Source organism: Vibrio sp. Hep-1b-8 (genome assembly GCF_006124995.1).
GTDB lineage: Bacteria > Pseudomonadota > Gammaproteobacteria > Enterobacterales > Vibrionaceae > Vibrio.
The window spans coordinates 1-23,052 of the sequence record NZ_QEWN01000027.1 but is presented as its reverse complement, the minus strand read 5'-3'; the positions used below and the strand labels follow the sequence as shown (position 1 = coordinate 23,052).

The window sequence follows — 23,052 nt, the reverse complement described above, 5'->3', positions numbered from 1 at the left end:
GTCTATCGCTTTGGCTTCGGGAACGGCTTTGGCAGCTAACTACGCGATTGAAGCTCGCGGAGATGCAATGGGTGGCGTTGGCGTTGTCTCGGCAAATTTTCTAACTGCTCCTTTCTACAACCCAGCACTCACTGCAATCTATCGTCGTAATGATGACGTTGGCATGATCACACCAAGTTTTGGTTTATCGTATAGCGATGAACATATGATGGTTGATGATCTTGAAAAAGCTTCTGACTTAATAGCGGCTGCATCTAATAACATTTCAAGTATCGATATTAACGAACTTGATGCCACGTTAAAGGCTCTCGACGGAGATATTGCTAAATTAGAACTTGGAGGTGTAGTAGCATTTGCCATTCCTAACCGCTATATAGCAGCTAATATTTTCGGTAAAGCATACGCTGAATCATACGCTACTCCACAAATTGCTAACGATAGTACTAACAGCAATAGCGATCTGCGCATACTAGAAAACGCACAAAATAGCACAGTCAACGCTGTCTCTGTAGGTGTTACTGAAGTCGGGATCTCATTGGCAAAATATCAAACGTTCTTAGGTCAGCATATTTCGTTTGGTATCACACCTAAACTACAGCGTATCTATACATATGTTTACGAGGCGAGTTTCACCAATTATGACATCAAAGACGTCCGCGACAACGGAACGGGTGAAACGATGTTTAACATGGATGCTGGCTTCTTATGGTTTTATGGTCCATTACGTGTAGGCTTCTCAGCTACAAACCTAGTGTCCAGAGACATTGAAACACTGACTATTCCTTCCTCAGTAAGTGGAAAGTCGGCCATTAGTTACTCATACCAGATGAGACCACTTTATACCGTGGGTGTTGGATTGGTTGCTGATTACGCAACGATTAGTGTTGACTACGATTTAAATGAAGAAGAGCGCTACACCAATTTTAACGACAACACTCAGATGTTAAGAGTAGGTGGTGAGATTGACATCATGCGCCAGTTAAAACTGCGTGCAGGTTGGAATCGCAATCTGGCTTACGACAATCTAGATGACACAGTTACTGCTGGTATCGGCTTGTCTCCATTGAACCTATTCCAACTTGATATAGGTGCGAGTTACACCAACGAAAATTCAATGGGAGCCTACATTAACTTCCTGACAAGCTACTAACTAAATCGTTAGGGTAGGTCACTAGCCTTTCTCTGTAATTCGTACTATAGTCGGCTCCTAAAATATCAGGAGCCTTTTTTATGTTTGACGATTTGCCACCACTGACACACGAACAACAACAAAAAGCAGTCGAAGAAATTCAAAAACTAATGGCAGAGGGCATGAGTACAGCACAAGCGATTAAAGTTGTCGCTGAACAGATTCGAGAAAAAGCTGCCAACCAGTAATCGACGAGAAAATACTAAACATTATAAAGAGAGCAGGGAACTGCTCTTTTTTTATTTTCAGCCCTAAACCACCTACTTCAGTAGGTGGTTATCATCCGTTTCGGCTTTGCCTGTAAAACTACTCATGCTAAATGCGTCTTTGATTTTTCCAGAAGTCAAAGAGGACAAATAACATGAGTAGATACAATCAAGCTTCCCACGTATTTTGGCGATGTCAATACCATATAGTGTGGACTCCAAAGTATCGATTTAGGATCTTGAAGAACAATATAGGTAAAGAAGTTTATCGATGTATTTATGTTTACTGTAATCAACTTGGATGTGAAGTAGTAGAGTTAAACATACAAGTTGACCACGTGCATTTAGTAGTAAAGATTCCACCAAAGCTATCGATATCCAAGTTGATGGGGGTATTGAAAGGCAAAATAGCCTTAAAGCTATTTAGTAAGTTTCCTCATCTTAGGAAGAACAGGCTTTGGGGTAATCACTTTTGGCAAAGAGGCTATTTTGTCGATAGTGTTGGAATCAATGAAGAAATCATACGCCGATATGTAAGACATCAAGAGAAGCAAGAGCGAGTAGAGCAGCACCAGTTGGCGTTGGATTAAACAAAGGCCCCCTTTTAGGGGGCTCACACAAAGCCACCTTCTTTAGAAGGTGGTAATTTACACCTGTTAGACCAAGGCGCACTATAACTAAATCTCCATACCGACAAACAATAACGAAAATCCTCCACTCCGACGTACGTAGCTCAATCAACTAAAAATCATCGATTCTGTAAGTTGCTGAAAGTCTGCTCGGTAATGGCTAGTGATTATCGGTTGTTTAATTATTTCAATAACTTAGCGTGGCATTTTGTGCTATTGGCGATTACCAATAAACATGGTTTGTAATTAAATTACATAAATGAAAGTGCTGTGTGCAAGCGCTTACTGTCACCCAGTGTATTGTTCTGTGGGGTTGCGGCGTAACGATTCCCGTATCGTAATTACATGGTATCGATATGCTGTTTGTTTACAGAAGTTTGGTGTTGTGGTTTGAAAGTACTGAAAAAACGTCACACTAGTTGATGAATTGGATTCCATTTTGTGATGTCTCTGATAGGCTTAGAAATATAGTGAATCACAGGAACACATAATGAACCTACGAACTAAATTCAGCCTAGCCGCTGTTTTTTTGGCTATAACTGCCTCGCCAGTAATCGCGAAACAACAAGACGTTATCGCAGAGTCTATTGCTTTGCCCACGCTAGAGGTGGCGAAGCAAAAGCAACTTTCTTTGACCCTTCGAGGAGTAGAGTGCGGCAGCAGTGAGTATTTCGTCGATAATGAGAGTGTTAGTATTCTTGCGAATGGAACGCCCCTGGAGTTTGCAAGAACTTGTCATGGCGATATTCTGAGGTTTACGCCTGTTAGCCGTAGCGAGAACGATCTATTCGTCGAAATACTGCTTTCAAATCGCAATTTAAACCTACGTTATATGGCCGGCGCGCGCTCATATGCTTACAACGATTGGCAATTAGCGCCGGTTAAGCAAGCTCTAAAATAGTGACGCTGTAACAAATTTGATGGGGTATTAGGGGTTAATTACCTTTTCTGGTTAATCCCTAAACCATCGGGTGTAACATGCGCGTTACGGTGTAACTTGTGTGGTAAGGCTAACGCACATCATAATCGGTAAATGACATACAGAGAAAGGTGATTGCTGACATAGCTTTTGAACAATGGTTAGAGTCTCAGGGAAAAGAAAATGAATTTTGGACATGTGCTTACCACGCTATGCAGTTTAGTCGCGCTTAGTTGTTCATTCGCTTATGCAGAAATTGAAATTCCAGCACATTTGGGACTTAAATCCACTACTGCAATAGAAGCATATACAAGCTTTATGCAAAAGTTTGATCAGTGTGGGGACAAAGAAAACCGCACGAATAACCCATATCCGATCAATGATTGGCTGCTTTCTCTACCACGAGAAAAACAAGCTAGCGTTGTGGTTTATTTATATAGCTTGGCAGAGTCAAGATGCCTGGATTCTGAACGAGATAAGCTTATCGATACTCTTGAAAGCGAAAATGAACAACACGCTTTAACTATGTTGAAAAAAGAAGGTTGGTTGAATATCCCTGTTTACGGAGAGCTAGCCACAAGCAAACAAGATAAAGCGATAATTAAATTGACCGAAGACGATAAGAAAGCACTGACTCAACTTACTGAGCAACACTATTTGCCTTTTAACGGCATAGGTATGGGAGAATTACTCTTCAAGTTCAGGCATGACTAAACGACGAGCCCACATACGTGTAATGCCGATCATTTAAGCCTTAACTGATCGGCATTACCTGTTAGGCCCTATTTTTTTGGTTTTCCATTTTTGATTATTTCGTCAAAAAGCTCGTAAGCATTAGTGGATGGATTGGCTTCAATAAAGTGTGTTTCTTCATCGTCATGCTTATCTTTTAATGCAATAGCACGTTGTTTTGCCTTTTCATAACAACCTAAGCTATTCAAGGTTTTGAGGCAAACAGATTTACTCTTATCTTTATCATACCCATCCAAAACTTGCTCAAGTTTCTTTTGCATATCATGCCTATGTAAACCAGCGGTTTGATTGGTTATGTAAAGATAAGGCCAAAGTTCAAAGCACGGATTGGAATAAGCTACCTTAATTTTATTTCCTTTAGCCTTGTCAAATGTCGCGGGCATTCTCTTGTGATCATCTCTATCGAAAACAGCCCAAATCTGATAATTTTTATCCAAAGGATCCTTAGATCTTCGGTAAATTCTCTCTTGGTTAGCTTTCTCTTGTACACAAGAATCAACTATCGTATATGGAACGCCTGCAGCTGGGACAAGTCTTATACTCACTAGCCCATTACCATACATGTTACTGAAATCTTGTATAAAATGAGGTTCAGTATTTTGACCTTCGCAAAAAGCGATAATTCGTACTCGTGGTTTTTTAGTTGGTTGATTTCTTCTTTTTATGGAGCGGCTTGGTCTAATTTTTCTCGCCATTAGCTTCAGCCCCCCAAATCTTTTCAAAGCTATCAACCAATCCTAGGAAAGGTACTGCACCAAATCGTCCATCTAAATAACCGTTTCTTACATTTGAACGCTTAGGAATTGAGTAATCAGAAAGCGGAGCTAGGTTAGTACTACCATCTATACACTTCTCCGTTAGCCATATCTCATCTTTTCTGAAGCCAGCAAAGTTCAAGAGCTGTGTTTCATGTGTAGTAAAAATCAGCTGAGCGCCTTTTCCGTTTATCTTCTTGCAATTAAACAACTCAACAACTTTCAAAGAAAGGAGTGTATGTAAACTTGATTCTAATTCATCAACAACAAATACTCCGCCTTGACGCAGTACCATAAAAACAGATACGAGCAGAGAAATAATAGCTCTAGTACCAAGACTTTCATTGTTAAAACTAAACTCTACAGGTTTGTTCTGACTATCATGCCTAGTGATTACGATGCGATATTCGGTGTTGGTTAACAATTCACTTTTTAAGCCTTGAAGCATGTCTTCATTTTTATCATTGGCGAGAACTCCAACTAAAGCGTCCGCTAAGCTACTTCGCATGTTGTGCATTTCAGAGTCGACTTCAACTTCTGTTATTTTTAATTCAGCCGCGCCAACGTCAATAGCTGACAAAAACTCAGAAATTTCTGATTCGAGGTTGTACTTCTTAATTTGTTTCGCAATATTTTCTTCGTTCTTAGAACTAGAAAACCTAAATTTATAAGAAGTTTCAAAGTAATCAGATATTTCGCTACATATTTCGTGCTTGCTCGCCGCCGCTACCGACATAAATAGCTGACTTTTATCAACAATATCTGATATAGCTTTGTTATTACCCTTAAATGCTTTGTTGAAATAATATTCAGAGTCTTCGTGTTCAATATCTCTATGAAAAAGAACAGTCCGAGACTTTCTGCTTACATATGAAAATGAGTACAGCCATTCGCTAGTAACAGTGTCGCCTTTAACAGCATAGCCATAATGGTAGTGCTTATCGTTCAAAACGAAATCGATATCGAAAGTACTTTCGTGATCTGCATATCCTTCCTCTAGTCGGAAAACAGGAACGTTGACATCATCAAAACCACGTCTTCTAGTAAAAAGGATACTTTGAACAAAGAACCTTAATGCAGAAATCATGTTCGTTTTACCTGAGCCATTAGCACCGTAAATAGCAGTGATAGGTAGAACTTCAGCTCGAGCAGCTGGACTAATAAAGACATTGTGGTTTGATTCCACTTTACTACTAGTAGCGGTCATCAACAGCTCTTGGTAGGAACCTACAGACTTAAAGTTCTCACAACCAAATCTTAAAATCATCTTTAATACACCTTATTTCTACTTGTAAGCGTAGTTTTTAGCATTTTTTTTCAAAAATCAAGCTTACAAGGTGTTGCTTGGTCGTTTTTTGAATGAATTTTTAGTTTTTGAGAAATCACAAGTAGGAATAGGTAGAAAACGTAAGACTTTCACCCCGTATTACTATACGGGGTTGACTCGCTAACGCTCAAACACTGGCGCACTGCGTTTGCGGAACGTAGGGAAGGGTAATCAATGCTATGCTCGCTGCTCAGTCTTCGCGACTGCGCATAGCGTGTTTGGCTTCTCTGGGTTGCAGTGGCATTGAGCGCCACTGGTGCGGTTAGTCTCTGCGAGGCTGGATTCTAGCGGTGATGAGGTGTTTTTGTGGCATCAGCGAGTGAGATATTGTCCCACAGTGATATTCGTTCATTAACACCAACCCTGACTTGAAGTGAATACAAGCGATTTGATAGGCTCGATGGACGTATACAACCGTTTGAATATTTAACGATGCCACAACCTTGTTACTTAACCATAATAGGAACCAATCAAGGGTGATCGCCGAGATCCCGTTTTTTTATATTTTTCTTAAAGGTCAACCTCATGAAAAGCTGACGAATGTTGCTACGTATGACTGGGAGGGCTTTTCAAAAGTAATGCTTTCCGCCAATGACATACAGAGAAAGGTGATTGCTGACATAGCTTTTGAACAATGGTTAGAGTCTCAGGGAAAAGAAAATGAATTTTGGAAATGTGTTTACCACGCTATGTAGTTTAGTCGCGCTTAGTTGTTCATTCGCTTATGCAGAAATTGAGATTCCAGATAATTTAAGCTTAAACACAGTTGAATCAAGGATTGCTTACGTCAATTACATTGTGAAATTTAGAGAGTGCAATGATAAAAAACTACGCAAGAACAATCCGTATCCAGTTAATGATTGGTTGATATCTTTGCCAAAAGAAAAACAGAACAGTGTCCTTGTGTATCTGCATAGCTTAACTAGCTATAACTGTGTTTTAGGTGAACAAAATAAATTGATTCAAACCTTAGAACATAATGAGGAATCTCGAGCTTTGGCAGTGCTTGAGCAAGAAGGATGGTTCGAGGCTCCTGTCTATGGCCACTCAGCCTTGAAGCATAAAAAGAAGTTCGAAGGTATAAAATTAACAAAAGAAGATGAACAAGCGCTAAAGCGACTTGTTGAACGAAACTATTTACCTTTCGATGGGATCGCCATGGGAGAATTGCTGATTAAGCTGAGAAGTGCCGACGACTAGTTATAGCAAAACCCACATAGATGGGCTTTTTTGTGACATCAGCGAGTGAGATATTGCACCACAGTCATATACGTTCATTAACACCAAGCCTGTGACTTGAAGTACATGTATGACCTGTGAAATCACGAGCGCTTTACCACTGCTATCACAAGGTAGAGAACAAGAGTTTTGGGGGTGTGTCAGTGAAACTACTAGGTAACATACTGATGAGTGTAAGCATTTTACTATCATGTAATGTTAGTGCAGAAAAACTATACACTGATATAGCTGGCTATGGACAATTATCAGATATTGCTCAATCTGCTGTTCGAGACTTTGATGATAAAGTCGGTTTTTGCTTAGAAGAAACTCGAAACAATAACCCGTTTCCTGTTAGTAAATGGCTTATTGGATTGCCACAAGACAAGCAAGGAAGTGTGTTGATGTATTTGTCTAATATGGCGATGTTCAATTGCTCTGAAGACGCTCGAAATAAATTAGAGTGGATGTTGAAGCAGCAAGGAGAAACCCAGTTTTTAGCAATGATTCAAGAACAAGGTTGGTTATCTCCACCGGTTTATGGTGAGTTTGTGAGTCCTGAAGATAGAAAACACATTCAATTGAGTGTCGATGACGAAGCTGATTTGAAGAAGTTGATAGAACGGCATTATCAACCATTCGATGTAATTCAAACTAAGTTAGCGTTAGACTTGCTGAAAGAAAGATAGCCCACGTACGTGGGCTTTTTTGTGCGTCACATTCAACGCACATTACAACTGAAAATACTTACAAATTGATGTTTTCTGGGGAGTGGGATCGTTACTTTAGACTTATGGGGTTTTAAGCATACTGTTAACTTCTAGATGTACTTTAAAGTGTACATGTCTAACGTGTAGGTTTATACTTGTTCTGTTAACTGTACATGTGGAGGTGCTATGAGAGTTGTCTCTTTTACTGAGGCTAGAAATGGTCTTAAAGCCGTGCTGGATGGTGTCGTGAACGACGCTGACACCACGGTCATCACGCGTCGTGATGCTGAAGATGCCGTTGTGATGTCTTTAGACTATTACAACAGTCTGATGGAAACCGTGCATTTGCTGCGTTCACCGCAAAATGCAGAGCATTTGAATCGTTCTATCGCACAGTATCGAGCGGGGAAAACAACCCAGCGAGATCTGATCGATGAGTAGTGAGCGCCGTTTATTGGCGTGGACCGATGAAGCCTGGGGGGATTATGTGTATTGGCAAGGCCAAGACAAGAAAACCCTCAAGCGCATCAACAAGCTCATTACCGATGTGAAACGCTCTCCGTTTGAAGGTATTGGTAAACCAGAGCCGTTAAAAGAGAACTTATCTGGATTCTGGTCACGCAGAATTGATGATACCAACCGACTGGTTTATGTCGTCGATGAACAAGCCATAACGATTATTTCGTGCCGTTACCATTATTAAAAGCCGGATATGCTGTTTTTTATATATGGGTCGGGGAGTTACTGTTCAAAAGACACAGATTTCACACAGAGTGTGTTGGCCGTTGTCACACCCCTCAGTGCGTATTATGTATATTATGTTAAATGTCATATGTAGTTCAGCTAATCAATTGCCCGTTTGACTTACTCTACTGCGTTTATCGCCTAAGTTATTCAACATAATTGATTTACCATAAAATACCTAATAATCAGTAAGATAATCAAAGATTAATTTACTGATTATTAGGATCATTACTTATCTGTCGTTTATACGTTACTAGCGTGCCATCGTTTTTAATCGCGGCTAATGCATATTGATTTGAGTAAAACTGATGATAAAAACGGGTAACTAGTGAAAGGAAGGATGATTCATGAAAGTAAGTAGAGCAGCCAAACTGCTCTACAGAAGGAGGAATTGAGGCGAATTAACCACCCGCTAACTTTACGGTGTAGCCTCTTTTTTCGAGGAACACTTTGATTTTTTCGCGAGCGTCGCCTTGAATTTCAATTTTTCCATCCTTAATGGAACCACCGCAGCCACAAACTTTTTTTAGCTCGGCGGCGAGTAGTTTTAACGGAGCATCATCTAGATCTAGACCTGTTACGATTGAAACCCCTTTTCCTTTGCGACCTTTAGTTTGGCGCTCGATTCGAACGATACCATCGCCCTTTTCTCTTTCGGGCTTTTGAACTTCTGGTGTGATACGACCAACGTCAGTACTATATACAAGAGTCATATTATTTCTTCTGTAGCTGTTCCGCTTTCTGTTTGGCCAGCAAGTATGCCTCTATATGCTTCTGAATAGCAAGCTTTCCGCCTTTGATTAGGCGGCCATTGAAGAAACAATACCATGAATTGGGTTCACCAGTATCATTCTTGATTGTAAAACCGTGGAAATTTTCTTGGGATGGTTTACCTGATCCTGCCTTTTTATTGGCGAGAGAGCTAAACTCTTTTGGATCAATGATTGTTGCAGTGTCGCAAAACCAATCAATACTTTTCTTCACCGCCGCCATGCTTCCTGTCAGCAGATGATTTTTAATTTGAACTTGCCAAATATCTGTAGAGTTTCCAACAGTTTTGAGGGTAAAGCCTCGATAAGTTGCAGCAGCCATAATCATTATTATCTTCTTATACAGTAAGTTTAATAATAATTGTAAATTGCTCATTTTCAAGTATATTTAGTACAAGTTTATTGGTTATAGTGCGTGATTATGAGGAAAACTGTTCGTCTCATCACAGATGAAGCATTAAAAAAGAACCTAGTTTTAAAGTTCTCTTCATGCGTTAGTTTAGACGATGTCGATGAGTTAACAGAAGGTAACTACGCACGTAACTCACTGTTAGCTATGCGCAAAGACTGGAACTTGTTCGTAGCATTCTGTGAAAATAAGCATGTATGTCCTCTTCCTGCTTCTGCCACTGCGGTCAGGTTATTCCTAGAGAAAGAATCAACGCACCGAAAGCTAGCAACGATAAAACGCTACAGTGTAACAATAAGCCTTATTCACCGAATTCTTGCAGACAGTGACCCAACCTCTAGCGTTGCCGTTAGAACGGTACTATCGCAACTTCGTATCAATAAGAAGCAAGACGCTAAATCTACGACACCTTTTACACGCTGGCATCTAGACGATCTTGCCGAGAAGTTAGCCCACTCTACTCAGCTAAGCCATATTCGGAATCTCGCTATCTATTTTGTGATGTTTGAGTGCATGTTAAAGCGTTCAGAGTTAAAGAAGCTCAATTTCCAAGATTTAGATTGCGCGGAAGAAAATATAGGCGTGATCTTGGGTCAAAACCGGTATCCGTTATCATCTCAAGCAACGCAGTATATAAATAAGTGGCTGACATACCGAGGCCTTCATCAAGGTGCACTATTCAGCGCGATTGATAAACACGGCAATTTAAACAGCTCATCACTCGATGACTCTTCAATCTATCGCATACTGAGGGCTGCCAGCGATAAGCTGGGATTGGATCTACAGTTTTCGGGGCAGTCGCTTCGGGTGGGCGCTGTGGCAGAAATGGCCGCTCAAGGTGTTAAAGTAAAAGAAATTCAACACTTTGGTCGATGGCAAAGTGCTGCTATGCCCTATCAATATCTTGGCAACAGGACACAAGCAGCCGCTGAACGGTTAGCTTTTAAAAGCTTCAAACCGTGGAATTAAAGTGAACGACGCACACAATCGGCTAAGAAATTAGCGAACTTATGGCCATTGTTTTCAAGCATTTTAGGGAACATCGAAATTGGCGTCATTCCCGGGAAAGTATTAACCTCATTTAAGTAGATATTACCTTCCGGAGTGAGGAAAAAGTCGATACGTGATAAATGTCTTAGTCGCATCTGAGTAAATACTTTTTCTGAGCTAGAGCGAATCATCTCGAGCTGTTGTGAAGTTAAGTTGGATGCTTCAATTTCTGTTTTTGAATGGCTTGAAGCGCTGTACTTCTCTTCGTAGGTGTAGAAAGCATCTTCCGGTGCAATGACTTCGCCTGGTTTAGAAATATATAGCTTACCTTGATATTCATACGCTGCGACTTCAAGTTCACGAGGCTTAACTGCTTGTTCGACCAAAACTTGATCAGAATAACTAAACGCGTCGTTAAGCGCCTGCGGTAACTGTTCGATATTAGTTACCTTGTAACAACCAACCGAAGATCCTTGGCGAGCCGCTTTAACAAATACGCTGCCCCACTTTTCAAATGCTTCCTTACTCGCTTGGAATGCTTGTTCATTATTATCTGATAAAAAGATGTAAGGTGTGTTTGGGATGCCTAGCGCGTCGTACCATAGTTTTGACGTGATTTTATTAAAGCTGTTCGAACTTGCTTCAGGGCCGCAACCTAAATACGGAATGCCAGCCAACTCTAACATAGATTGGATATCGCCAGTCTCTCCAGGAAAGCCGTGGATGCACGGAACAATGAAATCAAGCTTAACCGAATCGTTATCCGTATTAATCGTTCCTGAGTTAGTGTCTAGATACGCAAGTTGACCGCTCTCGGTATACCATCCATCTGTTTTCATCTCGACACGAATAACCTTGAACTCTGGTGTAAGCTCGAGCTGAGATTGAATAAAGTTAGCGGAAACGAGTGACACTTCGTGCTCTGATGAGCCACCGCCACAAAGAAGTAGAATTGTCGTATTAGTCATTTAGTAGATCTTTCCGTGATACAACAGAGGGATTAATTTAGCCATGATAATCAAAAGTACGCTAACTTACACGGTTTTAGGCCGTAAAAAGCAACAATACCGTTTGAATGACCATTAATTAAGCATGAAAAAAGGGGCTAGATGCCCCTTCTTGATTAATTTAGCTTGTTCAGTGTTGGATATTGCGAGTTCTTGATTTCGTCAATGCTCTTAACAAAAGGCTGAAGCGTGCGGAATTCTTCAGGTAGTTCAGCTATTGCCGCTTTAGCATCGGTACGCGTTGCGTAATCACCGTAGAGCACAGTATACCATTTGGTACCGTTGACCACTTTATAGTTTTCCCAAATCGGCTGATTATCGCGAGGAAGTTTGCGCGCAAAGTGATCCACTTTTGTTTGGGAACCTACCGCAACGACCTGAATCGTGAAACCATAGCGTGGGTTCATTGCTTGTTGTTTTGATGTCGGCGGGATAATTGCTACGGCTGGCTTAGTTTGTGGTTTAGTTTGAACCACTGGCTTCTCCATAGCCACGACATTGCTCTCAGTAATGTCTGCAGTCGCTCCTTGCTGTGTCACAACAGGCTGTTCAACCTTCGCTGCTTTGTATTCTTCACGATAGCTTTCTGAACTGACGTCAGTAACGTATTTGTTCGACACACATGCAGAAAGCACCATTGATAAGCCAACAATCGCAATTTTTTTCATGAAATTTTCAAATGCCTTAACTAGAAGTTACTGTAAATCATGCCGTTAGATACGCTGAGAATCAACCCAACATTCTAATTATATATCAATACTCTGTGACATAAGGCACAAACTGAGCTGGAACCCAAGTGATCTGATTAAAACAACATCAAATCTTCCAAGCAATCACAGCCAAGGTTAGATAGGATATTCTTCATCGCCCGCTTTGGAGCATCCGTAATGAGTCACTTGAATCATCTTTTGAAACCTCGTTCTGTTGCTGTTATCGGCGCGTCAATTAAGCCGATGCGCGCTGGCAATATCGTGATGAAAAATCTATTACATGGTGGATTTGAAGGTGCAATCATGCCTGTCACACCGAAATACTCATCGGTTTGTGGTGTACTCGCCTACCCCACGATAGATGATCTGCCAATCGTTCCTGATGTTGCGATTCTATGTACCCATGCGCGCTATAATCAGCGGCTTTTTGAGCAAATGGCGCACAAAAAGGTAAAAATGGTGATTGTTCTCTCGGCCGATATGCATTTTGCCAACGACGAGGGTGTGAGCATCCAAGATGCCTGTTTGGAAATAGCAAAACAGAGTGGCATGCGAATCCTAGGCCCTAACAGCCTTGGACTAATCTTACCTTGGGCCAATTTTAATGCTTCCTTTTCGCCCGTAACTGCCAAACAAGGCAAAATCGCTTTTATTTCTCAGTCTGCGGCTATGTGCACAACAATACTCGACTGGGCTAATGACAAAAACATCGGATTTTCAGCGTTCATTTCACTTGGTAATGCGCTTGATATTGACTTTGCTGCCTTACTCGATCATTTGAGTACCGACACGCATACAGAAGCAATCTTGCTTTATGTCGATACCATTAAAGATGCTCGGCGTTTTATGTCTGCCGCTCGTGCCGCATCACGCAACCGCAGGATCTTGGTGCTAAAAGGAGGAAAAACGTTAGCCGGACGTATCGCTGCAAGGGCGCATACTGGTGGCGACGATACGCTCGATATTATTTATGACTCAGCGATAAGACGTACTGGTATGCTACGAGTTAATAATTCGCACGAGTTATTCGCAGCGGTTGAAACTCTAACTCACTCAGTACCGCTACGGGGTGAACGTCTGGCCATTATCACTAATGGTGGTGGTCCCGCTATCATGGCGGTCGATACATTACTAGAGCGTGGCGGCCAACTTGCTGAGCTGTCTGAGGAAACTATAGAGAAACTTAGCACGATCTTGCCAGCCAGTTGGAGCCATAACAACCCAATTGATATGGTCGGTGATTCCGATCATACCCGCTACGTTGATACTCTTAATGCGCTGATGGATACCGACTGTGCCGATGCGATCTTAATCATGCACAGTCCGTCCGCTGTCGCCCAATCTGAGCAAACCGCCCTCGCTTTAGTTGAGGCGATTAAATCCCATCCAAGGCATAAACGCTTTAACTTCCTCACTAATTGGTCAGGCGAACTCACCGCAAAACCAGCAAGAGATATTTTTACTCAGGCGGGCATTCCTACATATCGCACTCCTGAAAGCGCGGTGGTTGCATTCATGCACCTTGTGGAATACAGGCGCAACCAAAAACAGTTGATGGAAACTCCCACAACTGCCGAGCCAGTGCACGTGACCGAGATAAATGAAGCGAAAAAGTGGATTGAAGAAAAGCTACTGGACAAAAACACAGTATCTCTAGATACACACCAAATTGGGCCATTTTTACGCCACTTTAATTTTAACGTCCTGCCGACTTGGATAGCGTCAGATTCAAGCGAAGCCGTCCATGTCGCCGAGCAAATTGGTTACCCAGTTGCGGTCAAGCTTCGTTCTCCTGATATTGCACATAAGTCTGACGTTCAGGGGGTAATGCTCAATTTGCGTAACAGTGCCGAGGTAGCCAGTGCGGCTGAAGCCATACTCGATCGGACGAAGCTCTCGTACCCTTCAGCTAATATCCATGGTCTGTTAGTACAGGGGATGGCTAAACTGGCCGGCGGAGAAGAGATCCGAATTAAAGTCAAAACAGACGAAACCTTTGGTCCGGTCATTTTAATTGGTCAAGGCGGTTCCGAATGGGATGAGTCGATAGACGCAGCCAGTGCCCTTCCTCCGCTCAACATGGCACTCGCTCGCTACTTGATCATCCGAGCGATCAAAAATGGCAAGATTCGACCTCAGAAGCTTCCTGAGCCAATGGATATTCATGGATTGTCGGAGTTATTGGTAAGAATCTCTCAAATGGTGGTCGATTGCCCGCAAGTTCATGAACTGGATATACATCCAGTACTGGCAAACGGCTCCAATTTTACCATCTTAGATGCAGACCTGATACTAGAGCGCTATGAAGGTGATGCTCAAGAGAGACTCGCTATCCGTCCTTATCCTGTCGAGTCGGAAGAACTCATCACCCTTAAAGATGGTGAAGAAGTATTACTACGACCAATACTTCCTGAAGATGAGCCCTATCATGCCGATTTTATTCACAACGTCTCTAAAGAAGATCTCTACAAGCGATTTTTCAGTGACGTCGGAGAGTTTAATCACGAGGCATTAGCAAACTTAACTCAAATCGATTACGACAGAGAGATGGCATTTGTAGCAGTCAGTCAGTCTCGTGAAGGTTGCCCTATTATCGGTGTTTCTCGAGCACTGATTAACCCAGAAAATACAGATGCTGAGTTCGCTATTTTGATTCGCTCAGATCTTAAAGGAAATGGTTTGGGCAAAGTACTGATGACCAAAGTGATAGAGTACTGCCGTAATAAAGGCACCAAGCAGATGTCTGGGATGACAATGCCAACCAACCGCGGCATGCTAATGCTGGCACAAAAACTCGGCTTTAAACTCGATGTTCAGTTTGAGGACGGCATCGCCGACATGGTGTTACCACTCAATGACTAATATCAAGGGAGCGATTCAGCTCCCTTTGTTTTACATCTTTGCGTTTGCTTTCCAGTGTTTCATTAAGTATTGAATACACCAAGATTTTGCTTCGCCTATCTTATTGCGTTTCCATGCGAGGATAATCTCGATCGGCTGTGATTCAACATCGGTAATTGCCTTGAGTTCACCGCGTTCTATCATCGCTGTCGCAAGGGCTTTAGGTAAAGTACCTATGCCTAAGCCGGCTCTGAGAGCGTCAACCTTGGCGGCGAAATTGGTCACCGTCAAACGCGGCTGTCTCTGGATAATATTCACACTGATCGCCGGTTGTTCTCGAGCCGTATCAGCGATGGCGATGACGCGATATTTTTCACGCGCTTTGTCATCAAAATGGCCACTACGCTTGTGGACGTAATGATCCGTCGCAGCAACCCAAACCATTTCCATACTCCCAATCACTTCTGCTTTAACATCCTGAGGCAAGGTATCCATCTTTGGGCAAACGAGCAGATCGGCACGACCTGTATTGAGAGACTCCCAACAGCCCGCAAGGATCTCCTCTTGCAACTTGATACGAGTGGAGCTTACGTTGCCAAGGTCGTTGACCATTTGGAAAAAGTTATTAACCGGAATAATGCCATCATAGGCGAGAGTGATATCGAGCTCCCAACCGTTTGCAAGCACGCTAGCATCATTGACAAGTTTTTCTGTCGCCGCAAGTATCGTACGGCCGCGTTCAAGGATCAGTTTACCTGCTTCGGTGAAGTTCGCTTTATGACCAGAACGGTCAAAGATCATAATGTCGAGATCTTGTTCCAACTTTTGGATCTGGTAGCTCAGCGATGACGGGGCGCGGTCTAGCTCGTTGGCGGCAGCTGCAAAACTGCCTCGTCGTTCGATAGCATCTAGTATATGCAATGCTTCTAGTGTGATTGGACTTTGCATGTTGTTGTGAGTCGCCTTTAAACTTGTTACCGACAAAGATTGTCTGATACGTTAGCACGTTATGGCTCTAGTATGCGCATTTAGATTAAAAAAGCCACCTCAAGAGGTGGCTGGTATGTCATTCGTTTCACTAGAAATTGTATTGACCGGAAATTCGCAATGAACGACCTGGTTGATACACTTGTGTCCAAGCTTGTCGGTAGTTTTCATCTGTTGCATTAATCACAGCGAAATCAACCTTGAGTCCCGTAAGTCGCTCACTTGGCTCCCAAGACGCATAGAGGTCAACTAAGGCGTAATCTTGGTAAGGCCCTGTCGTATCGTCGTTAGGTAGGCGCTCTTGATCGGCGACCAAGGTGACTTTCGTGCCAAGTTTGGTGTCATAGTCCCACAGTCCGTATTCAGCACTCGCGACCCATTTATCTGCTGGCATCGAAGATAGCCACTCTTGAGTATCGCTGTCTTTACCACGAGTCTGTCCATAAGAAAGTCCCAATTCAAGATTTGATACGGCATAGCTGGCCATTAACTCAAAGCCTTCAATACGTGCATTTTCGATGTTTTTCTGCGTACTTGTGCCACCACACGAAGTGCCTGACGCCATGATACATGAGATCATGCTCGCACGGTCAGGTACCGTTACATCAAGATTGATCAAATCTTCCACTTTGTTTCTAAATGCTGCCGCAGTAAATGACAGTTTGTCCTCGACAAAAACATTTTCAAAGTCGAACTGACCTTTAAGTTCAATGTTATGAGATTTTTCAGGATTTAGCTCAGGGTTAGGTACGAAGTCATTGGATGCTGGCCCCATAGAGAAGTGGGTACCAGACATAAACAGTTCTGATGTATTCGCCGCTCGGAATGCTTCATCGTAACGTAACGACCATAGCATCCACTTCTGAGCTTGCCATGCCAATCCCACTGAAGGTGATAAAGAATCTTTGCTATTGTTGTCATAGCCCTTAGCTTCAGATTCAAAGCGGTCGTATCTCATACCCGCATCTAGCATAAGCGTCGGTAAAATATCGTAGTTAATATAGGCAAACGCACCAAGATTCGTTGTCTCAGCGTCCTGAGGAAGATCTGGTCGACCAGACACAGACGCAGCACGAGTTGCATCAAGCTGATCACGATAGGCGTCCAGACCAGTAAGGACTTTCCACTTCCCTAGCTCAGACTGGTTACTTAGGTTTAACCCTATTGTGTTAATCTCTGAAATATCCTCAGACGTGTAGCTCGGGTCACGCTCAGAGATCTTGGAGCTGTTTTTATACAAAGACGATTCTAAGTTGATAAGTTCCGAGTCTGGGTTATAGGCGTATTTTAGTGCGATAGATGAATCTTTCACTTTTCGCGATATCAGCTTATCGGGATCATTAATCTGACCACTAGAATCGCCCACGACGGGTGGACGCCCATCAAGATCGGCGTATCTGAGGCTTACTCCCAATTTATGGGCTTGGTTTACTTGCCAGTTTAATTTCGCAAGACCAGTCAGATTTTCTGACTTGGTTCCATAAAGGGTGTCGCCGTTACCTTGCTGCATATCGCCAGAATCACTGTAACTGCCGGCTAGAATCCAGTCTACTTCATCTTGCTTCGCTGCAATTGCAGCAGAATTTGTCCATACATCGCCATTGTCTTGGTAACCGAGTTTTACTCGTCCACCAAGCCCCTGATCTTCAATCAAATCATCAGCAGTCAGCGTATTTTGAATGACAACACCGCCAATCGCGCCTGAACCATATAGTGAGCTTATCGGCCCCTTGACCACTTCTAAACTACCCAGTAGAGCAGGATCTAAAAAGTAGCTTGGACGATGTCCATATTGAATATTTTGTCGCGTTCCATCAATGACTTGTAGAACTTTATTACCACTTAAGCCGCGGATGTTGATGGACTGGTTCCCAGCCACATTCGCGCCTACGGCAGTTAAGTTAGGTTCATACTTAATGGTTTCGGCAACAGAATTGGCTTGCATTTCTTCAAGCTGTTGACCATCTATACGACTCAAAGAACGACTTTTATCTTGATTTGTTTTATCAGCTAAAGAAGCTGTGACAACTAATTCATCAAATGTGGTGGTGTCCTGAGCATGGACATTAGTTGCGCTTAGAGCAAGCACCACTGCTGATGCTATAAGGCTGAAGTTGGCTTTCATTATCCGTAATTTCTCATGTTAAGTTATAGTTCTCGCGCTCATTATACAAATACAAATGATAGTTACTATCACTTTTATTAAATGGATTTACTACCTAGTACGAGAAAGCTATGCGGATAACAAAATGGTTGATAGCGAAGCCAGAAACTAAAAAAGCCCCTATTAAGGAGCTTTTTGGAGTTTATTCAAAAAAGGAAAAGAAAATTGGTATGAATAAACCGATTATTTTGTGCTTGCCATCTCTTTCTTAACCATTACAGCTGCTGCAACGATGAAAGCGATGATGAGACCTAGCTCCATTGTAAACCCTTAATGTAAAGTTGGAAAAACCGAATCGAAACTGCGGCTATTCTAACACCTTTACAAAACAATGATACCTATTAACGAGATTTTTACGTTTTTTATCGACTCAGATCAAAAGTCGCACTCTCAAGCGTGTTTTAAACAATTATCGCTATTCATGATCGGAGAAAATGTCACAAAAGAATATTCTGACTATCGGTTACTTCATAGTGACTTTTCCGCCAATAATCTTGAATGCTGGCGTGCCTCGAACTAATGTATCCCTGGCGAATTCGATACCACAACTCGGACAAAAACAGGGTTTATCCGTGTGATCTTCAACTATTCGCTCTTTAAAACATTTAACTAAAGCCCCCTTGCCTCCTTTTCGGTATTTAAACAGGTGACACTTACATTTCGTACATAATACGTCTACGGTCTTAGAGGGCTGTTTTTTATTGGGTTTGGCCAAAATAACTACTCTTCTTTTTGTTCAAAAGTGAGATCCAAGGCTGGTTTTACCCATACTTTACTAAAGTCGAACCAGCCTAAAGCGTTACATTTAGCGTTTTGTAACGCCCCACACTGGTCTTTGCTAACTCCTAGCCAACAATGAAACATTGGGATAAGTTGCATCTTTTCAGCCAGAGATTTCCCAAGCTCTTTCGCTGGAAAACTAGCATTTTCTGTTGCTTGCCACTGTTTTACTACTTTTGTCCAATATTCGAAATCTTTACTCATGCTTAAGGCTTCGATATCACTGTAATTGAGCAACCAACCTGCTAGCGCGTCATCTCGATTGGTTGCAATTCCCATCGGTTTTATCCAAATATCCACTTCCGCGGTATCGTCAACTGTCAACTCATACTTAATCAGATTCACGCTCAATCCATCGTGCTTGAGTATCGCTTCAATACACTTCACTAACGTTGGAAACATTGGGTGTTGAGCGTGGTAAGCAATCGTAACAGTTCGGTAAGATGGTGGAGAGGTGTAACCCTGTTTTGTATGATGGTACCAGCCTGGCTTTAGCCCATGCGCAGGCAGAACACCTAGCTCAACGATTTTTTCCTGTGGTAGCTGCTGGAACAAGTTGAGTGTACTTAATCGATGGCTAAAATAACTCGCCCATTCATCACTCACCGCCAGCCCATTTTTACGATTGAGCAGTAACAGTGTGCATCCAGGATCAAGTTCTACTTCATCTCCATAGTTTGCAACGTCCGGCTTAATCGGCTTTGCTAGGCTTGGAAACACCATCGATGAATGCGCTTCGTCAATTACCCACACTTCCACTCTGTCAAGTAAAGGTCTAAAGCCGAAATAGCCATCAAATGCTTGCAATACCAATCGTTTATTATCATTTTGCACCACTTTATAAGGACCAGTTCCGATCGGAAACAGATCGAAATTGTCAGCCCTGCTCTCACTTGGTAGCATGATTTTTGCGCAGGACTCGGAGAGCAGTAGCGGCAGATGGAAATCGTTTTGTGTTAGGTGAATATCGATTATTTGCTGTGCTGGAGATTCTACTCGTGAAAAATGGGAATAAAGATTTTTACTTTTTAGAGACGAAAGACAATCAACAATGTTTTGCATGGTGAGTAGATCACCATTGTGAAAACGTACACTCGGTCGGATATAGAAACGCCAATGGGTTGGAGTGAGCATTTCCCATGTATGGGCAAGGTCGGGTTTTAGCTGCTCAGATTCATCGATCTGAGTCAAACCACTGAAGATTTGCTGAGTAATATGAAGTTCAGAACGTCGCATCGGTACGCTTGGGTTAAGCGTCGTCAATGGCCGGTAATAAGGGAGGCGAACAACCTGTTGACCCTCTTGATGGACGATGCCGAGATAACTCTCTACCACTTGGGCCAGTTTAGCACTATCATGGTCTAGCACTTTTAGTGCTTGACCAATTTTCCCCTCTTCCAAGTACCGTCGAGCAAGATTCTCACTAACATCGGCGCGACTGCGCTTGAATATCAGTTGCGAAAGTTTTCCTCTTCCAGGAGCTGGATGCCACTCTAACCAGCCTTCTTCTTCCATTTTATTGAGAACGATACGGGCATTGCGTCGGGTGCAGAATAAGATCTCTGTGATTTCTTCGAGCTGTACACCACAGTCTTGACCTTTGTAATGTTCAAACAGGGTTTCAAATTGGACTCTTAGTCTTGGGCTGCTCATAAAGAGGAAAACTCGTTATTGTTAATCTAACAACGAGTTTCCCCATTTAGTAGCAATGGATCAAGCGATAAATCAATTATTGTATCTCACAGCCTATTTGCTGAGACAACTCGATTAATTGTTGTTCACTGTCCAGTTTAACCGACCACTTGGTCTCACTACCATTGGCTGAAATTACATTCGCACCTCTGCCAATTAAAGTCACAGCATCGTTCTGTGCTTGCAAGCTCACCATGTGTACCCCGTCGAGCCTAATGACCACTTCAAATGCCGTGGCGATGATCTTACCGCCACTAAACGGGATCATCATTTGCTGGCACCTTCAGTGTCAACCGATGTCTTACGCTTTGATTTTACGGCGATCGTCAGTCGGCTAGTACAGACCAGTCTTTCTCGTTCGTCGGTAATGTTAATCTGCCATACTTGAGTAGAAACGCCCAAATGAATGGGTTTCGCCGTTCCAATCACGTGCCCGCTTCGCATTGAACGTACATGGTTAGCATTGATATCTAAACCAACACAATAGCTTCCTTTTGGTACACAGAAATTTGCAGCAACAGACCCGAGTGTTTCCGCAAGAACAACCGATGCTCCTCCATGCAGCATGCCCAAAGGTTGATGAGTAAAGGAGCATACCGGCATAGTCGCACAAATAAAATCATCACCAAAATCGGTATAAACAATATTGAGGTGCTCTATCAAAGTATTTTTTGATGTGTGGTTAAGAAGCTCTAAATTGATCGGCTGTTTCCAAATACTCATGATTAAATCTACTTTTAACTATGGTTAACAAGGATTGTACCCTAATGTTATGATTTACCAATTGTAATATTGCGTTTGAAATGGAGAATTCGATGAGAACGTGGTTAAAAATTTCAACGATTGCTGCGGCATTGACCGCGATTGCCTGTACTTCATCTCCTACAGGACGCAATCAGCTATTGCTGTTTTCCGATCAGGATATGAGCTCCTTAGGCGCGCAATCATTTGAACAAATGAAACAACAGCAAACGGTGAGTAAAGATTCTAAGACCAACGCCTACGTTCAGTGTGTAACCAAGGCAATCACTCAGCATGTCCCAAAGCAACCGGGGTTTACTGATTGGGAAGTGGTGGTCTTTGATAGTGACCAAGTCAATGCCTTTGCTCTACCTGGGGGGAAAATAGGCGTTTACACTGGGTTACTAAATGTCGCAGTTAATCAGGATCAGTTGGCAACGGTTATCGGTCATGAGATTGCTCACGTATTGGCGGATCATAGTAATGAACGTCTATCCCAATCCCAAATAGCCAATGCCGGCTTACAGATTACAAGCATCGCTCTTGGTTCGTCAGGTTACGCACAATATCGACAAGCAACAATGGCCGCGCTCGGACTAGGCGTTCAGTACGGGGTCTTGATGCCTTATGGTCGTACCCAAGAGTCCGAAGCAGATTTGGTTGGTTTAGAGTTGATGGCTAAATCTGGGTTTGATCCAAACCAGAGCATCGAACTATGGAAAAATATGGCCAAAGCATCAGGCGGGAGTCAACCACCAGAGCTTCTTTCTACTCACCCTTCACACAGTACGCGTATTCAAGATTTGACGGCCAAGATCAACAGCTTGCCTAACTATTCCGTTGCTCGCGTCAACTGCTCATAACAATAAGGGAGCCATTGGCTTAATGCTTGTCAGTTAAGAAGCATTTAACACCTTTTTGAAGGCCTAGTCGCGTAGCGACTGGGCCTTCTTTTTACCACTCTTGGGTAGCTCCTATCTCGCCTTTCTGGCAGCGTAAAACTCTCAGCCATATCGAGTATGTAGTTCATTACCTCAGGGATTCTACCTGGCGCAACAGCAGGAAGGAGTTGTAACTGACCTATTAAGAACAACGACGCTTGCTTAAAGCCTATTTGATAAGGCATTACTTTATTCTGGTCGTAAGCCATTTGGCACATTAAGAAGCGAAGTAAGTTGTAGGCTAGCAACATCCCCCACAACTCTTGTATAACGAGTTCTGGTTTTTTGCTTCGTAGAGTAAGGCTGTTTTGAAGCATATATTGCTTCATCTCTCGATAGCCTAACTCTATCTCCCACCGATGACTGTAAAGCTCCGCAATATCTTTTCCTGGGTAACGTAAAGGGTCTGTCATTGACGTTAACAGTCGTATTTCTTTCCCCTTAACTACCTTAGTTATTAGGCGAGCCTCTAGTATTTCCGGGGCATCACACCATTTCTTTTTTGCTTGTGGAGAGAGCTTCAGCTCAACTAATTCTTCTCCACGTCCCAGTTTGCGAACCGTTGTATAT

Annotated in this window: 25 protein-coding genes; 12 read left to right on the top strand and 13 right to left on the bottom strand. The window is 42.6% G+C overall.

Features of this window, described 5'->3' with window-relative positions; genetic code table 11:
* The 5 genes from DA100_RS06845 to DA100_RS06825 all read left to right on the top strand — a co-directional run.
* On the top strand, nt 1–1,150 hold a 1,150-nt coding region (locus DA100_RS06845; protein ID WP_240800886.1), incomplete at its 5' end, for a conjugal transfer protein TraF.
* Between the two features lie 80 nt (nt 1,151–1,230).
* A complete protein-coding gene (locus DA100_RS06840; protein ID WP_138970604.1) occupies nt 1,231–1,377 on the top strand; it encodes a YoaH family protein in 147 nt (48 codons plus the stop codon).
* 173 nt (nt 1,378–1,550) lie between these two features.
* A complete protein-coding gene (gene tnpA, locus DA100_RS06835) occupies nt 1,551–1,985 on the top strand; it encodes an IS200/IS605 family transposase (protein WP_033007908.1) in 435 nt (144 codons plus the stop codon).
* 529 nt (nt 1,986–2,514) lie between these two features.
* Nucleotides 2,515–2,925, top strand: coding sequence for a hypothetical protein (locus DA100_RS06830; protein ID WP_138971501.1), 411 nt, complete (start codon nt 2,515–2,517; stop codon nt 2,923–2,925).
* Nucleotides 2,926–3,126: 201 nt separating this feature from the next.
* Nucleotides 3,127–3,657, top strand: coding sequence for a hypothetical protein (locus DA100_RS06825; protein ID WP_138971500.1), 531 nt, complete (start codon nt 3,127–3,129; stop codon nt 3,655–3,657).
* Between the two features lie 68 nt (nt 3,658–3,725).
* Here the strand turns inward: DA100_RS06825 and DA100_RS06820 are convergent, their stop codons facing one another.
* Entirely contained in the window at nt 3,726–4,391 is a 666-nt protein-coding gene (locus tag DA100_RS06820; RefSeq protein ID WP_138971499.1) for an RloB family protein, read from the bottom strand.
* Nucleotides 4,375–5,718, bottom strand: a complete 1,344-nt coding sequence (locus DA100_RS06815; RefSeq protein ID WP_138971498.1) for an ATP-binding protein — start codon at nt 5,716–5,718, stop codon at nt 4,375–4,377. The genes DA100_RS06820 and DA100_RS06815 overlap by 17 nt, the downstream gene beginning before the upstream one ends.
* Nucleotides 5,719–6,438: 720 nt before the next feature.
* On the opposite strand from DA100_RS06815, the gene DA100_RS06810 reads away from it, so the two are divergent.
* From DA100_RS06810 to DA100_RS06795, 4 genes are all read left to right on the top strand, one after another.
* Nucleotides 6,439–6,978: a hypothetical protein gene (locus DA100_RS06810; protein WP_138971497.1), complete on the top strand. Its 540-nt coding sequence runs from the start codon at nt 6,439–6,441 to the stop codon at nt 6,976–6,978.
* Nucleotides 6,979–7,184: 206 nt separating this feature from the next.
* On the top strand, nt 7,185–7,685 hold the full coding sequence (locus DA100_RS06805; protein WP_138971496.1) for a hypothetical protein: 501 nt from the start codon (nt 7,185–7,187) through the stop codon (nt 7,683–7,685).
* Between the two features lie 207 nt (nt 7,686–7,892).
* A complete protein-coding gene (locus DA100_RS06800) occupies nt 7,893–8,147 on the top strand; it encodes a type II toxin-antitoxin system prevent-host-death family antitoxin (RefSeq protein WP_138971495.1) in 255 nt (84 codons plus the stop codon).
* Nucleotides 8,140–8,409, top strand: coding sequence for a Txe/YoeB family addiction module toxin (locus DA100_RS06795; protein WP_138971494.1), 270 nt, complete (start codon nt 8,140–8,142; stop codon nt 8,407–8,409). Before DA100_RS06800 ends, DA100_RS06795 begins: the two co-directional genes overlap by 8 nt.
* A 442-nt stretch (nt 8,410–8,851) precedes the next feature.
* Here DA100_RS06795 and yciH read toward each other — a convergent pair whose 3' ends face one another.
* Both yciH and DA100_RS06785 read right to left on the bottom strand, forming a co-directional pair.
* Nucleotides 8,852–9,163, bottom strand: coding sequence for a stress response translation initiation inhibitor YciH (gene yciH, locus DA100_RS06790; protein ID WP_138971493.1), 312 nt, complete (start codon nt 9,161–9,163; stop codon nt 8,852–8,854).
* Between the two features lies 1 nt (nt 9,164).
* Nucleotides 9,165–9,542 (bottom strand): DUF3319 domain-containing protein, encoded by a 378-nt coding sequence (locus DA100_RS06785; RefSeq protein ID WP_138971502.1) that lies wholly within the window; start codon nt 9,540–9,542, stop codon nt 9,165–9,167.
* 99 nt (nt 9,543–9,641) lie between these two features.
* Here DA100_RS06785 and DA100_RS06780 point away from each other — a divergent pair, with 99 nt between their 5' ends.
* Nucleotides 9,642–10,598 (top strand): tyrosine-type recombinase/integrase, encoded by a 957-nt coding sequence (locus tag DA100_RS06780; RefSeq protein WP_138971492.1) that lies wholly within the window; start codon nt 9,642–9,644, stop codon nt 10,596–10,598.
* Here DA100_RS06780 and DA100_RS06775 read toward each other — a convergent pair.
* Together DA100_RS06775 and DA100_RS06770 are read right to left on the bottom strand one after the other, a co-directional pair.
* Nucleotides 10,595–11,587: a D-alanine--D-alanine ligase gene (locus tag DA100_RS06775; RefSeq protein WP_138971491.1), complete on the bottom strand. Its 993-nt coding sequence runs from the start codon at nt 11,585–11,587 to the stop codon at nt 10,595–10,597. The two genes, DA100_RS06780 and DA100_RS06775, sit on opposite strands and share 4 nt — an antisense overlap.
* Before the next feature lie 155 nt (nt 11,588–11,742).
* A complete protein-coding gene (locus tag DA100_RS06770) occupies nt 11,743–12,294 on the bottom strand; it encodes an SPOR domain-containing protein (RefSeq protein ID WP_138971490.1) in 552 nt (183 codons plus the stop codon).
* 219 nt (nt 12,295–12,513) lie between these two features.
* On the opposite strand from DA100_RS06770, the gene DA100_RS06765 reads away from it, so the two are divergent.
* Nucleotides 12,514–15,198 (top strand): bifunctional acetate--CoA ligase family protein/GNAT family N-acetyltransferase, encoded by a 2,685-nt coding sequence (locus DA100_RS06765; RefSeq protein WP_138971489.1) that lies wholly within the window; start codon nt 12,514–12,516, stop codon nt 15,196–15,198.
* 30 nt (nt 15,199–15,228) lie between these two features.
* On the opposite strand, the gene DA100_RS06760 is transcribed toward DA100_RS06765, so the two are convergent.
* The 6 genes from DA100_RS06760 to DA100_RS06735 all read right to left on the bottom strand — a co-directional run bounded on the left by DA100_RS06760 (nt 15,229) and on the right by DA100_RS06735 (nt 21,523).
* On the bottom strand, nt 15,229–16,125 hold the full coding sequence (locus DA100_RS06760) for a LysR family transcriptional regulator (protein ID WP_138971488.1): 897 nt from the start codon (nt 16,123–16,125) through the stop codon (nt 15,229–15,231).
* Nucleotides 16,126–16,255: 130 nt separating this feature from the next.
* Nucleotides 16,256–18,289: a TonB-dependent hemoglobin/transferrin/lactoferrin family receptor gene (locus tag DA100_RS06755; RefSeq protein ID WP_138971487.1), complete on the bottom strand. Its 2,034-nt coding sequence runs from the start codon at nt 18,287–18,289 to the stop codon at nt 16,256–16,258.
* A 502-nt stretch (nt 18,290–18,791) separates the two neighbouring features.
* Nucleotides 18,792–19,043 carry a hypothetical protein gene (locus DA100_RS06750; protein ID WP_138971486.1) on the bottom strand — a complete coding sequence of 84 codons (252 nt, stop codon included), beginning with the start codon at nt 19,041–19,043 and terminating at the stop codon, nt 18,792–18,794.
* Between the two features lie 5 nt (nt 19,044–19,048).
* Nucleotides 19,049–20,761 (bottom strand): SgrR family transcriptional regulator, encoded by a 1,713-nt coding sequence (locus DA100_RS06745; protein WP_138971485.1) that lies wholly within the window; start codon nt 20,759–20,761, stop codon nt 19,049–19,051.
* A 76-nt stretch (nt 20,762–20,837) separates the two neighbouring features.
* The gene (locus DA100_RS06740) at nt 20,838–21,071 is read right to left on the bottom strand and encodes a DUF3389 domain-containing protein (protein WP_138971484.1); all 234 of its coding nucleotides are present in this window, start codon (nt 21,069–21,071) and stop codon (nt 20,838–20,840) included.
* Nucleotides 21,068–21,523: a hotdog fold thioesterase gene (locus tag DA100_RS06735; protein ID WP_138971483.1), complete on the bottom strand. Its 456-nt coding sequence runs from the start codon at nt 21,521–21,523 to the stop codon at nt 21,068–21,070. Before DA100_RS06735 ends, DA100_RS06740 begins: the two co-directional genes overlap by 4 nt.
* A gap of 92 nt (nt 21,524–21,615) precedes the next feature.
* Here DA100_RS06735 and DA100_RS06730 point away from each other — a divergent pair, with 92 nt between their 5' ends.
* On the top strand, nt 21,616–22,404 hold the full coding sequence (locus DA100_RS06730; protein WP_138971482.1) for a M48 family metallopeptidase: 789 nt from the start codon (nt 21,616–21,618) through the stop codon (nt 22,402–22,404).
* 44 nt (nt 22,405–22,448) lie between these two features.
* On the opposite strand, the gene DA100_RS06725 is transcribed toward DA100_RS06730, so the two are convergent.
* Nucleotides 22,449–23,052, bottom strand: a 604-nt coding sequence (locus DA100_RS06725) for a transposase (protein ID WP_138971481.1), incomplete at its 5' end; no start/stop codon positions are given.

What these genes read in the sequence shown, in the direction of transcription:
- DA100_RS06840 (WP_138970604.1), top strand. Translation starts at nt 1,231, where the DNA reads ATGTTTGACGATTTGCCACCACTGACACACGAACAACAACAAAAAGCA.
- tnpA (WP_033007908.1), top strand. Translation starts at nt 1,551, where the DNA reads ATGAGTAGATACAATCAAGCTTCCCACGTATTTTGGCGATGTCAATAC.
- DA100_RS06830 (WP_138971501.1), top strand. Translation starts at nt 2,515, where the DNA reads ATGAACCTACGAACTAAATTCAGCCTAGCCGCTGTTTTTTTGGCTATA.
- DA100_RS06825 (WP_138971500.1), top strand. Translation starts at nt 3,127, where the DNA reads ATGAATTTTGGACATGTGCTTACCACGCTATGCAGTTTAGTCGCGCTT.
- DA100_RS06820 (WP_138971499.1), bottom strand. Translation starts at nt 4,391, where the DNA reads ATGGCGAGAAAAATTAGACCAAGCCGCTCCATAAAAAGAAGAAATCAA.
- DA100_RS06815 (WP_138971498.1), bottom strand. Translation starts at nt 5,718, where the DNA reads ATGATTTTAAGATTTGGTTGTGAGAACTTTAAGTCTGTAGGTTCCTAC.
- DA100_RS06810 (WP_138971497.1), top strand. Translation starts at nt 6,439, where the DNA reads ATGAATTTTGGAAATGTGTTTACCACGCTATGTAGTTTAGTCGCGCTT.
- DA100_RS06805 (WP_138971496.1), top strand. Translation starts at nt 7,185, where the DNA reads ATGAGTGTAAGCATTTTACTATCATGTAATGTTAGTGCAGAAAAACTA.
- DA100_RS06800 (WP_138971495.1), top strand. Translation starts at nt 7,893, where the DNA reads ATGAGAGTTGTCTCTTTTACTGAGGCTAGAAATGGTCTTAAAGCCGTG.
- DA100_RS06795 (WP_138971494.1), top strand. Translation starts at nt 8,140, where the DNA reads ATGAGTAGTGAGCGCCGTTTATTGGCGTGGACCGATGAAGCCTGGGGG.
- yciH (WP_138971493.1), bottom strand. Translation starts at nt 9,163, where the DNA reads ATGACTCTTGTATATAGTACTGACGTTGGTCGTATCACACCAGAAGTT.
- DA100_RS06785 (WP_138971502.1), bottom strand. Translation starts at nt 9,542, where the DNA reads ATGGCTGCTGCAACTTATCGAGGCTTTACCCTCAAAACTGTTGGAAAC.
- DA100_RS06780 (WP_138971492.1), top strand. Translation starts at nt 9,642, where the DNA reads ATGAGGAAAACTGTTCGTCTCATCACAGATGAAGCATTAAAAAAGAAC.
- DA100_RS06775 (WP_138971491.1), bottom strand. Translation starts at nt 11,587, where the DNA reads ATGACTAATACGACAATTCTACTTCTTTGTGGCGGTGGCTCATCAGAG.
- DA100_RS06770 (WP_138971490.1), bottom strand. Translation starts at nt 12,294, where the DNA reads ATGAAAAAAATTGCGATTGTTGGCTTATCAATGGTGCTTTCTGCATGT.
- DA100_RS06765 (WP_138971489.1), top strand. Translation starts at nt 12,514, where the DNA reads ATGAGTCACTTGAATCATCTTTTGAAACCTCGTTCTGTTGCTGTTATC.
- DA100_RS06760 (WP_138971488.1), bottom strand. Translation starts at nt 16,125, where the DNA reads ATGCAAAGTCCAATCACACTAGAAGCATTGCATATACTAGATGCTATC.
- DA100_RS06755 (WP_138971487.1), bottom strand. Translation starts at nt 18,289, where the DNA reads ATGAAAGCCAACTTCAGCCTTATAGCATCAGCAGTGGTGCTTGCTCTA.
- DA100_RS06745 (WP_138971485.1), bottom strand. Translation starts at nt 20,761, where the DNA reads ATGAGCAGCCCAAGACTAAGAGTCCAATTTGAAACCCTGTTTGAACAT.
- DA100_RS06740 (WP_138971484.1), bottom strand. Translation starts at nt 21,071, where the DNA reads ATGATGATCCCGTTTAGTGGCGGTAAGATCATCGCCACGGCATTTGAA.
- DA100_RS06735 (WP_138971483.1), bottom strand. Translation starts at nt 21,523, where the DNA reads ATGAGTATTTGGAAACAGCCGATCAATTTAGAGCTTCTTAACCACACA.
- DA100_RS06730 (WP_138971482.1), top strand. Translation starts at nt 21,616, where the DNA reads ATGAGAACGTGGTTAAAAATTTCAACGATTGCTGCGGCATTGACCGCG.